Raw genomic sequence first — 12,233 nt, 5'->3', positions numbered from 1 at the left:
GGAACACCTCCGCCCCGAGGTCCGGAGGGGCGCGCGCGACAGCGGCTCCTCCTGGCGGCGACCACCTTCCTCACCATGTCCTGCCAGCCCGACAAGGACGCCGCGTCCACGGTCGCCGCGGCGCCGGGGAACCAGCCCATGGCGGAGGCGCAGACGCGGCAGGTGGACCCTTCCCCCCAGAAGGTCGCCGCCCCCCGCTGCGCGCGCACGGTCCACGCGGACGTCGTCGCGCTGGACCAGGTGTACACGTACAACCGGCTGGGCTCGTTCAACCCCACGGGGATGATCTACGCGCTGATGGAGGACGTGGAGCCCATCAGCCCGAGCAAGCCCCTGGGGCCCGGCAACACGCGGCTCAAGACGAGCAAGCGGCCACGCCCCCTCACCCTTCGCGCGAACGTGGGGGACTGCCTCCACGTGAAGTTCTTCAACTGGCTGGCGCCCACGCGCTCCGCCATCCCGAGCCCGAACCAGTCCCAGCCGGGCGTGAGCAAGGCGGAGGGCTCCACCACCCTCTCCTTCCTGCGCAAGGTGCTGCCCTCGTGGGTGTGGACGCCCACCTATGACCCCGTCGAGTCCCTGGTGCAGAACAAGGCCGTGGGCGGCCGGTGGTTCTGGTGGGGGCAGGAGCTGGAGGCGGAGAACGACCACCGCGACAACTCCCCCGCCACGCGCCACGCCTCGCTCCACATCCAGGGCCTGCAGTACTGGAGCATCGACTCGGACGGGGCCTGGGTGGGCCGGAACACCAGCAGCCTGGCCCCCTCCGGCGGCCAGACGGACTACCACTGGTACGCCGACCACGAGGGCGTCTTCTTCTTCCACAGCATGGGCGCCTCGTTCGGCGGCGAGGGCGACGGCGGCTCCACCGCGCAGGGGCTCTTCGGCGCCGTCAACGTCGAGCCTCCCGGGAGCGTCTGGTACCGCTCCAAGGTGAGCGCGTCGGTGCTCAAGTCCGTCACCACCGGCCTCAACCCGGACGGCACGCCCCTCATCGACTACGCGAAGCTGGACGACACCGGGCGCCCGCACCTGGCCATCCTCGACGCCAACCACAAGATCCGCCACGGCGACCTGGAGGCCATCATCACCGGCTACTCCAGCACGGTGATGGGTACCCGTTCATCCATCGACCAGGGCCACTTCCGCGAGCTCACCGCCATCTACCACGATGAGATCAAGGCGGTGCAGGCGTTCGACGAGCTGGAGTGGAACCCCACCTTCCACAGCGTCCGCGACGGCTTCGGCGTCAACTACGGCGTCGCGGGCCTGGGCGCGGAGCTGCTCGCCAACCGCGCGAAGATCGGCCCCACCAAGGACTGCGTCACCTGTGAGTACGAGGAGTTCTTCCTCGAATCCTGGGCGAATGGGGACCCGGCGATGAACGTGGAGAAGGACGCCAGCGGCAAGGCCGTGGGCGCGCTCTACCCGGATGACCCGTCCAACGTGCACCACAGCTACCTGGGCGACCCGGTGCGCATCCGCAACATCCACGCGGGCCCCGCGGAGACGCACGTCTTCCACCTGCACGCGCACCAGTGGAAGTACTCGCCCGGCGCGGAGGACTCCAACTACCTGGACTCGCAGACGGTGGGTCCCGGCTCCGCCTTCACCTACGACATCAACTTCGGAGGCTCGGGCAACCGCAACTTCACCGCGGGCGACTCCATCCACCACTGCCACCTCTACCCGCACTTCGCGCAGGGCATGTGGGCGCTGTGGCGCGTGCACGACGTGTTCGAGGCCGGCACCAAGGACCGCCGCCTGCCGGACCCGGAGATCTCCGGTGGCACGCCCAACCCCGCCGTCATCCCCATCCCCCAGCGGGCCATGCCGCCCATGCCCACGTACGTCGCCACGACGGTGACCACGCCCTCGGGCCCCATGTCGCGGCCCGCGTTCCCGGGCTTCCCCTTCTACATCGCCGGCATGCCGGGCCGACGCGCGCCGCAGGCGCCGCTGGACCTGGAGTACGACGGCGGCCTGCCGCGGCACATCGTCACCAACGCGGTGGGCCCGGTGGCCTACGGCAACTCGGGGCGCTTCGACGTGGACCCCACCGCACTCAACATCAAGCTGCTGCCCCACGACGGCACGCCCACGGAGAAGGCCGCCATGGCGTTCCACGCGGGCGAGTTCCCCAGCAGCGCCGGGACGAGCGCGCCCGCGGTGGCGCCGCTGCACGCCGACCCCGCCTTCGCGGAGATGGCGCGCTACTACCCCGGCTACACCGCGCTGGGAGGCACCGGGCGGTTCCTGATCAACGGCCGCAAGCCCGTGGCCGGCGCACCCTTCGCGGACCCGTGCCCCGAGCGCACCACGAAGCGCAACTACCGCGCGACGTATCTCCAGGTCGCCATGCAGCGGGTGAACCGCGCCGGGTGGCATGACCCGCAGGCGCGGCTGATGGTGCTCAACGAGGACGTGGCCGCCACGCAGGACGGCAAGCGCGCCCCGGAGCCCTTCTTCTTCCGGGCCGCGTCCGGCGAGTGCATCAACTTCTACGCCACCAACATCATCCCCGCGCACCTCAACCCAGACGACTTCCAGATCTACACGCCCACGGACGTCATCGGGCAGCACATCCACCTGGTGAAGTTCGACGTGATGGCGGCGGACGGCGCCGGCAACGGCTGGAACTACGAGGACGGCACGCTGTCCTCGGACACGGTGGCCCACCGCATCCACCTGGCCAACGCCGCGGGCGGCGCGTTCGCTGCGGACGGCACGGTGGGCGAGTCCGGGCCGCGCGTGTACCTGAGCGCACCGGCCACCCACCCGCGCATCCCTCGCGCGCCGGGCACCGCGCAGACCACCGTGCAGCGCTGGTGGGCGGACCCGCTGCCCAGCAACACCGGCCGCAAGCACCCGCTGGAGACCGTCTTCACGCACGACCACTTCGGCCCGTCGTCCCATCAGCAGCACGGCTTCTACGGCGCGCTCATCGTCGAGCCCGAGGGCTCCAAGTGGAGGGACCCGCGCACGGGCGTCTACTTCGGCTCGCGCGTGGCGGACGGCGGACCCACCAGCTGGCGCGCGGACATCATCGCCGCCAACCCCGCCGACAGCTTCCGTGAGTTCGGGCTCGCCTTCGCGGACTACGTGCCGCTGTACGACGAGTGTGGTCAGCCGGTGAACCCGCCCAACTACAAGGAGACGAAGCTGCCGTGGGCCGTGGACTTCGAGTCGGTGCCCATGCCGGAGGCCATCAGCGCGGCGGACCCCGGCGGGATGACCATCAACTACCACAACGAGCCCATCCCCCTGCGCATCAGCAGCCGGCTCTCCTGCGGCGGGCGCGTGCAGCGGCTCGGCGCGCGGGGCGACATGGCGAACGTGTTCCGCTCGGACATCCACGGCGACCCGTACACGCCGGTGATGGCGGGCTACCCGGGCGACAACATCCGCATCCGCCTCATCCAGGGCGCGCAGGAGGAACAGCACTCCTTCACGCTGCACGGCAACAAGTGGCTCAAGGAGATGTACGACCCGGACAGCGGCTACTACAACGCGCAGGCCATCGGCATCTCCGAGCACTTCGAGTTCAACCTGACCGGAGGCCTGCCGCAGATCATCGGCCCGTACGAGACCGCGGACTACATGTACATGAGCGCGTCCACGGGGGACCTGTGGAACGGCCTGTGGGGCATCCTCCGCACGTACAAGCACCGGCAGCGCGGCCTGCGCTCGCTGGCGGACGTGGCGCTGCTGGCGGCGGACGAGAACCCGAAGCTGCACATCTTCACCACGCGAGGCGCCGCGGAGCCCCAGGCGCAGGCGTATCCGCCCATGGAGCTGCTGGACCTGCCCGAGGAGGCGGGCCTGGAGGTGATGGACCCGGAGAAGGAGCGCGACTCGGTCCAGGACTCGTACGAGGTGGACGAGGAGGGCAAGCCGGTGAAGCCGCGCCTGGTCGAGCACGTCATGGCGGACCGCGACGGGATGATGCGCATCGACAAGGACCTGGTGCTCAAATACGAGGAGCTCGGCTGGTTCGGCATCAAGCCCGTCAAGACGGACTCGTGCCCCGTGGGTGCGCCGGTGCGGCTGTACCGGGTGTCCGCCATCGACGCGAAGACGTGGCTGTACGGCAAGCGGCTCGTCTACAACGACGCGCACAAGATCTACGACCCGGACGCCATCATCTTCGCGCAGGACGCGCACCTGGCCGCGCTGAAGAACGGCAGCCGCAAGCCCGAGCCGCTCATCCTCCGCGCCCGCGCGGGTGAGTGCGTCCAGGTGGTGCTGACCAACCGGTTGCCCTCGAGCACGCTGACGAAGCAGAACACCTGGGCGCACCACGCCGCCATCACGCCCTACTTCAACGTGAACCAGGTGCGGATGTCGAACCACGTGTCGCTGCATCCGCAGCTCGTCAACTACGACGTGAACGTGGATGACGGCGCCAACGTGGGCCTCAACGCCGTGCAGACGGTGCCGCCCGGCGGGGTGCGCACGTACCGGTGGTTCGCGGGCGAGTTCAAGAGCTCTCCCTTCGGGATTCCCTTCCCCTGGGGACGCCGCACACCGATGGAGCTGGGCATCGTCAACCTGCGCAACATGGCGGACGTGGTGAACCACGGCATGCACGGCGCCATCGGCGCGCTCATCATCGAGCCGACGAACGCGTACTGGATGACGGACCCGGGCACCGAGGCCCAGGCCTATGTCTCGCACACCCTGCCGGACGGCACGCAGGAGACGTTCCGCGAGCTGGTCGCCCTCCTCCAAGATGACCTGGGCCTGCACAGCGACGACTCCACCTTCTGGGACACGGACGGGCTGGAGAGCGGCACCGCGCTGCGCAACACCGCGGGCATCGACGACTCGCAGGACACCGGGCAGAAGGCGTTCAACTACCGCACCGAGCCGCTGTGGGCCCGGCTGGGCGTGCCGCCGCAGACGAGCCCCGAGGCCATCAACGACTTCGACCTGCACCACATCCTCGCCTCCAGCGTGCACCTGGACCCGGCCACGCCGCTGTTCCGGGCGAAGCCGGGAGACCCGCTGCGCTGGCGCTTCGGTCACCCGTCAGGACACTCGCGTCAGCACGCGCTCTCCGTGCACGGCGCGGAGTGGCGCCGCAACCCCTGGCGCGCGGGCAGCCAGTCGCGGGTGATGGGGCCCAACGCCTCGTCGCCCATCATCTCCACGCAGGGCGGCGCGTCGGTGATGCAGTCGTACACGATGATTCCCGAGTACGGCGCCGGGGGCATCACCCAGTCCTCGGGTGACTACCTGTACCGCGACCACTCCAGCTTCCTGTGGAGCGGCGGCGGTCTGTGGGGCGTGCTCCGGGTGGAGTAGCGCGCGTGTGGCAACCCTCGGACGGCGTGGCGCGAGTCGGCGCCGCGCCGCCCCGTCCTCTCGTCGTCTCGAAGCACCCTCCTCATGATGCGCAAGAGCCTCGTCCTCCTCGTCTCGGGCGTGCTGTTCGCGGGCGCCCTCGCCACCGTGCACGGCGCCCTGCGCCCGGACGCGTCGCCACCTCTCGAAGACCCACCTCCTCCGCTGCCCGCGGCCCCTGCCTTCGCGGAGCGCGAGGGTGTCCGCGTGTCCTTCGACCTCGCGCTCAAGGCGCGCCCCCGCGAGGCCGCCGCCGGGTCCGCGCTGCAGGGCACCGCGCGCTTCATGCTCGCGGACGCGAAGACCGGCGCGTCCCTCCAGGGACGGCGCGTGCTGGGCTGGATGGCGCCTCGCGCCCCGGGCGCCGAGGCTCCGGACGACGCGGCCTGCAAGGAGCGCGTGAAGTCCTATCTGGGGGGACTGCTCTCCACGAAGGCGGAGGTGGACCTGAACGCCTATTGGTTCCTCACGCTGAACCATGACCAGACGGTGTCGGTCATCAACCCGCAGCTCGCCTTCGAGCGCACCAAGCTGCACAGCCTGGTGTCCCTGGGCGGCGAGGTGGCGGACTGGGCGCTCCTGAAGGACCGCTCGGCGCTGTACGCGACGGTGACCAGTGGCGACAGCGTGTCCGTGGTGGACCTGCGGCGCTTCCTCACGACGCGCACGATTCGCGTCGGTCAGCGCCCCGGGCGCATCGTGGTGGCGCCCGACGGCCGCACGGCCTGGGTGAGCAATGACGGGGACGGCACGGTGAGCATCCTCGACACCACGGCGCACACGGAGCTGGCGGCACTGGAGGTGGGCGCGGGGCGCCACGAGGTGACCTTCTCCGACGAGGGTCGCACCGCGTGGCTCACCAGCACGGAGGCGGACGCGCTGACGGCGGTGGATGTCGCGTCCCGCGAGGTGCTGGGCACCGTGAGCGTGGGCGTCGGCGCGGGTGACGTCGCGTGGAGCGCCGTGGCTCGCGCGGTCTTCGTCGCGCAGCCGCGCACCAGCGAGGTGCTGGTGTTGGACGTGGGGCGGCGTGAGGTGTCCCGCCGCATCGCGGTGAAGCCGGGGCTGGGGGCGCTGAGGCTCGACCGCACGGGGCGCTGGGCCTTCCTGCTCCACCCGGACGCGGGCAGCGTGGACATCATCGACGCGGCGACCAGCCAGGTGGCGCACTCGCTCCACGGCTTCGCCGCGCCGGACTCCGTCGTGTTCACCGATGCGTTCGCCTACGTGCGCAACACCACCAGCGGGCGCGTGTCGCTGGTGGACCTGAGCACCCTGGGCGGCGCGAGCACTCCGTCCGTGGTGAACGTCACCATGGGGCAGTTGGCGCCGGCGGATGCGCGTGGACTGGGACGCTCCGACCCCATCGCCGCGCTCCCGGAGGGCAATGGGGTCATCGTCGCGGGCGCGGCGGACCGGGCGCTGTTCCTCTACCAGGAGGGCATGATGGCGCCGCGCGGGACGCACCTGAACTACGGCCGCGAGCCTCGGGCCGTGCTGGTGCTGGACCGCTCCCTGCGCGAGGTGGAGGCCGGGACGTACACGGCCACCGCCACGGTGCGCGAGAACGGCACCTACGACGTGGCCTTCCTGCTGGACAATCCACGCACCATCGTCTGCATGGAGTGGAAGGTGGGAGGCGTGCCCGAGGACGCGGCGCTCGCGAAGAAGCTCCCCCTGAAGCTCACGCCGCGGTTCGACCCGGCCCGGCACTTCACCGCGGGGACCTCTACGCCCTTGCGCTTCCGACTGGAGCCCACGCCGGGCATGGACCCGCGTCCGGTGGGGCCCGAGGAGGTCCGGGTGTTGATGTTCAAGACGCCCGGGACGTGGCAGTGGCGCACCGAGCCTCGCCTCACCGACGACGGAGACCTCGAGGTGGACTTCGCCCCGCCCTCTCCGGGCCAGTACAAGCTGGTGGTCGGCGTGGAGAGCCGGAACATCGACCTGGGTCGTCTGCCGCACTTCACCTTCGGCGTCGTCGAGGCTTCGGCTCCGACGCGCGCTTCCCTCTCCGAGGTCGCACGATGACTGTGTCCATGCGCTCGCTGTTCGTGCTGCTCACCCTGTGGAGCGCCCTCGCCGGGGCCGAGGACGTGGCGGTGCCCACGCCACCCAGGGACTCCGCCTCGTTGCGCATCGAGGTTCCCGACGTGGAGCTGATGGACCAGACGGGCCGCCCGGTGAAGCTGTGGTCGGACCTGGTCCGTGGCCACACGGTGGCGATCAACTTCATCTTCACGCGCTGCAAGACCATCTGCTCGCCGATGACGGCCACCGTCGCGCGCGTCCAGAAGGAGCTGGGGCCGGACAGTCCGGTGCGCTTCATCTCGATCACCTTGGACGTGGCCAACGACACGCCCGAGCGCCTCGCGCGCTTCGCGGCGCCCTTCCAGCCTCGTCCGGGTTGGTCCTTCCTCACGGGAGACCCCGCGAAGGTGAAGCAGGCGCTGGTCGCATTGGGGGGCTATGTGCCGGACAAGGAGGCCCACCGTCCCACCGTGCTGGTGGGCAATGCAGTCTCCGACACGTGGACACGGGTGGATGGGCTGGGCGCTCCGAGCGCGTTGCTCGCCGCGATTCGTGAGGTGCAGGCCGCTTCGGCGGGGCCGTCCGAGCTGCGCGGTGCCGCGCCCCAGGACGATGCGCGCGCGCAGGACGAGGCCGCGGCGAAGTACTTCACGAACACGGAGCTGGTGGACCAGGACGGCCGCACGCACCGCTTCTACGAGGACCTGGTGCGAGGCCGGAAGGTGCTCATCAACTTCGCCTTCACGTCCTGCAAGGGCGCGTGCTCGCCCATCACGAAGCACCTGACCCAGGTCCAACAGCGGCTCGGTGAGCGCGTCGGGCGGGACATCACGATGATCACCCTCTCGGTGGACCCGGCGAACGACACACCGAAGAGCCTGGGGGCCTTCACGAAGAAGCTCGGGGTGAAGCCCGGTTGGTACTTCCTCACGGGGGCGCGAGAGAACATCACGCTCGTGCTGAAGAAGCTGGGTGGCTACGTGGATGACCCGGATGCACACAACACCACGCTGCTCATCGGAGACGCGGCCACGGGCGTGTGGGTGAAATCCCCGGCGATGGCGCAGGTGGAGAACATCGTCCACGCCGTCGAGAACCTGAATGCGCCGAGGTAGTCCCATGCGCGGTCTCGGAGGCCTGTCCGTGAGTGCGCGCCAGCACCACGTCCTCCTGATGGTGCTCGCTTCGGTGTGGTTCGGCTGCAAGTCGGCCTCGACGCCCGAGGATCCTGAGCATGCCCGGCGTGGACGCATGCTGTTCCAGCGAGGGCAGAGTGTGCGTGGCATGCCGCTGGTGGGCTTGCTCGCGCCCGAGCGCGTGGAGCTCGGCGGCGAGGTGGCCGCGTGCGCGCGATGCCACGGCCCCGCGGGACGCGGGAGCGCCGAGGGCGGCGTGGAGGTGCCCGACATCACGCCGGGCGCGCTCTTCCACTCACGCCCCCGCGCCGTGGGCGAACTGGAGGACAGGTCGCGGCCGGCCTACACGCGCGACACGCTGCTGCGCGCCATCACCGAGGGCCGCTCCGCGAGCGGCCGGACGCTGAGCGTGGCGATGCCTCGTTACGAGCTGGACGACCTCTCGCGCCGGGAGCTGCTGGCGTACCTGGGGGAGCTGGGTGAACGCCCCGACCCGGGAGTGAGCCCCACGACGCTCACGGTGGGCGCGGCGCTGCCGCTCACGGGGAGCCTGGGGCCCGCGGGTCGGGAGGCCGCCGCGGTCCTGCGCGCGGTGTTCGACGACGTGAACGCGCGGGGCGGCGTGTTCCGCAGGCGTCTGGAGCTGGTGGTGGAGGATGACGCGGCACAGGTCCCCTCGCTGCAGGCGGATGCCACGGAGCGCCTCCTGGAGCGTGGCGTGCTCGCGCTGGTGGGAAGCCTGCGTCGAGGACCTCGAGCCTCTGATGCGAGGCTCACGCGGGAGGGGGCTCCGCTCGTGCTGCCGCTGGTCTTGCGTGGCGGAACCTCCGACGTGGACAGCCCCGTGTTCTTCCTCTACCCGGATGAGCCCTCGCTGGCGCGGCTCGCGGTGCAGTGGCTCGCGAACAGCCAGGAGCCTCGTTTGCGGCGTGCTTCACTCGTCGTGGCACACTCGGGAGATGACGTGGGCGCGGAGTGGACCCGCGCCGTGAAGGACGAGATGACGCGCCGGGCGCTGCCGTCCATCACGGAGCTCGTCCTGCCTCGAGGACTCCCCGGCGAATGGCCAGCGAGGCCCCCCGTCGCGGTGCTCTATGCGGGAGCACCCGAGGATCTCGCTCCACTGCTCCGATGGTTGGAGGCTCGAGCCCCGTCGGTCCTGGTGCTGGCGCCAGCCCGCCTCGCGCGGCCGGAGGTCGTCGGGGCGACCTCGTTGCAGCTCCGGTTCCTCTCGCCCGTGGGCCTGGGTGAGCGTGCGCCCAGGCTGGAGGCCTTCTCCGAGTTCATGGCGCGTCATGGCCTCGAGCAAGGCCACGCCGCCTTCCAGCTCGGAGCCTACGCGGCGGCGCGAGTGCTCGTGGAGGCACTCACGCGCACGGGCGCGGAGGTCACCCGCGCGAGCTTGATGCTCCAGCTCGAATCCCTGCGGGATTTCGATACAGGCGTCTCGCCGCCGCTCACCTTCGGCGTCAACCGCCGCGTGGGGGTGCAGGGAGGACAGCTCGCCGCGCTGGAATCGGGCACGGGTCGACTCGTGCCCGCGTCGGAGTGGCTCCCCTTGTCGCCGTGACGACGCCCCACCGGTCGCATCCGCTGCCTCTGACGCCGCCGCGGCTCAGCGCGCGCGGACCCGCTCCTCCGACGAGTCCCTCGGCAGCTCGATGACCACCTCGGTTCCGAAACGACGCGGCTCCGGAGCGACATAGGCCCGGCCACCATGTTGCTCCGCCACCTCGCGGACGATGGACAGCCCCAGTCCAGTGCCCGGCGTGTGCGCCGTTCCAGCCAACCGGTGGAATGGCTCGAACACGGACTGGTGCTCCGCCAGCGGAATCCCCGGCCCGGCATCCGCGACCCGGACTTGATAACGCTCCGCCTCGCGAACGAGCCGCACTTGAATCTCACCGCCCGCGGGCGAGAACTTCATCGCGTTCGACAAGACATTGTCCACCGCCTGCCGCAGGCTCCCCGCGTCGAAGAGGGCCTCGGCTGGCGCCGACACCTCCGCGCGAATCAGCAACCCGCGTCGCTCGGCTTCCGCGCGCGCCCCCTCCACCGCCTGCGCGACGAGCCGCGACAGGTCTCCCTGTTTCCGGTCCCACGCCCCCCGCCCCGCCACCGCGAGGTCGAGCAGATTCCCCGCGAGCACCGCCAGCCGGTCCACCTCGCGCCGCGCCTCTTCCAGCCCCACCCGCAGCTCCTCACGCGACCGCTCCCGTCGCAGCGCCAGGTCCATGCTCGTGCGCATCAGCGTCAGGGGTGTCCGCAGCTCATGGGCCGCGCCCGCGATGAGCCGCTCCTGCGCCTCACGCGCGCCCCGAAGACGCTCCGTCGCCTCCGCCAGCACGGCGCGCAGCTGTCCGATTTCATCACGCGCCGGGTCCTCCACCGGGGCATGGGAGAAGTCCCCTTCCCGCAGACGCCGCAGGTGCCGGGTGATGGCCGCCAGCCTCCGCGCCAGCTTGCGCGCCTGCCAGGTCTGCACCACCAGCAAGGCCAGCCCCAACGACACCGCGAGGAAGAGCGCCAGCCGGTGGTACGTCCCCACCGAGCCATCCACCTGCCCCAGGGACGCCGACAGTCGCAGCGCGTACGGCGCGCCCTGCGGAGAGCGGACATCCACCTGCACCTCGCGCCAGCGCACCCCATCCGTTCCGATGCGCGTGACCAGCTGGGGCGGCGCACCGGGCGCACCCGGAACCCGTCTCGACTCGGACTCCTCCACCTGGAGCCCGGGCGGATAGCGCGCCACCAGGGCTCCATCCGGACCATGGAGATAGCCGTGCGGTGCGAAGGGGCGTACCTGCTCCAGCAACGGGGACACCGTCATGTGGAGGTGGGCCTTGCGCTCGGGCCCGTCGAAGAGGCTGGCGCTCTCCACCGCCGCCTGCGCCAGCAGCGCTCTGTCCAACGAGCGCTCCAGGTCGTAGCGGAACAGCCGCGCCGCGCTGCCCAGCGCGACCACCATCGCCAACGCGGGAACGAGCGCGCCCAGCAGCCACAGCCGCCGGGTCAACGTCACGGTGTCACGGCCTCCGACACCGTCAGCTTGTACCCCACGCCCCGCACTGCGCGGATGGCCACGTCCGTCGCCGAGAGCCGCTCGAGCTTCGCGCGCAGATAGCCGACATACACATCGAGCACGTTGCCATGCCCCTCGAAGTCCCGCCCCCACGCCTGCGCCAGCAGCCGCGCGCGCACCTGCGCCTCTCCCGGGTGCTTCGCCAGCGCGGAGAAGAGCGCGAACTCACGCGCCGTCAGCGGCTCCTCGCGGCCGGAGCGGCCCAGCACCCGCCGCCGTGGATCCAACACCACCGAGCCCAGGCGCACCGGTCCATCCTCGGACTCCCCACGCCGGGCCAGCGCCTCCAGCCGGGCCAGCAGCTCCTCGAAATCGAAGGGCTTCACCAGGTAGTCGTCCGCGCCCGAGCGCAGCCCGGTGACCTTCTCCGGCGTGGTGCCACGCGCGGTGAGCATCAGCACCGGCGTGCGCACGCCCGCGCCCCGCCAGTGCTTGAGCAAGGTGACACCGTCGACCTCGGGCAGCGCCCAGTCGAGCACGATGACGTCGAACCCCTCCTCGCGGCCCCGCTCCAACGCCTCACGCCCGCCGGTACAGACCTCCAGGCTGTGGCCTTCCTCCTCCAGCCCCCGCTGGAGCAACACCACCATCTTCACTTCGTCTTCGACGAGCAGCAGTCGCATGGGCACGTCCCCCCT

At 70.8% G+C, this 12,233-nt stretch carries 6 protein-coding genes; 4 read left to right on the top strand and 2 right to left on the bottom strand.

Going from position 1 to position 12,233, the window contains the following annotated elements; translation table 11 throughout:
* Positions 1 to 75: 75 nt before the first annotated feature.
* The 4 genes from AC6JA9_RS21025 to AC6JA9_RS21010 all read left to right on the top strand — a co-directional run bounded on the left by AC6JA9_RS21025 (position 76) and on the right by AC6JA9_RS21010 (position 10,083).
* Positions 76 to 5,307 (top strand): copper oxidase, encoded by a 5,232-nt coding sequence (locus AC6JA9_RS21025; RefSeq protein ID WP_497960568.1) that lies wholly within the window; start codon positions 76 to 78, stop codon positions 5,305 to 5,307.
* A gap of 84 nt (positions 5,308 to 5,391) precedes the next feature.
* A complete protein-coding gene (locus AC6JA9_RS21020) occupies positions 5,392 to 7,377 on the top strand; it encodes a YncE family protein (protein ID WP_223748716.1) in 1,986 nt (661 codons plus the stop codon).
* Entirely contained in the window at positions 7,374 to 8,492 is a 1,119-nt protein-coding gene (locus AC6JA9_RS21015) for an SCO family protein (protein ID WP_408890469.1), read from the top strand. Before AC6JA9_RS21020 ends, AC6JA9_RS21015 begins: the two co-directional genes overlap by 4 nt.
* A 4-nt stretch (positions 8,493 to 8,496) precedes the next feature.
* On the top strand, positions 8,497 to 10,083 hold the full coding sequence (locus AC6JA9_RS21010) for an ABC transporter substrate-binding protein (protein WP_223783225.1): 1,587 nt from the start codon (positions 8,497 to 8,499) through the stop codon (positions 10,081 to 10,083).
* A 45-nt stretch (positions 10,084 to 10,128) separates the two neighbouring features.
* Here the strand turns inward: AC6JA9_RS21010 and AC6JA9_RS21005 are convergent, their stop codons facing one another.
* A complete protein-coding gene (locus tag AC6JA9_RS21005) occupies positions 10,129 to 11,535 on the bottom strand; it encodes a sensor histidine kinase (protein WP_223783224.1) in 1,407 nt (468 codons plus the stop codon).
* Positions 11,532 to 12,218 carry a response regulator transcription factor gene (locus tag AC6JA9_RS21000; protein ID WP_223748720.1) on the bottom strand — a complete coding sequence of 229 codons (687 nt, stop codon included), beginning with the start codon at positions 12,216 to 12,218 and terminating at the stop codon, positions 11,532 to 11,534. The genes AC6JA9_RS21005 and AC6JA9_RS21000 overlap by 4 nt, the downstream gene beginning before the upstream one ends.
* Positions 12,219 to 12,233: the final 15 nt, after the last annotated feature.

Source organism: Myxococcus sp. MH1, from assembly GCF_059738865.1.
Note: the sequence above shows the minus strand (reverse complement) of the source record. Positions and strands in the feature narration are given on the sequence as shown.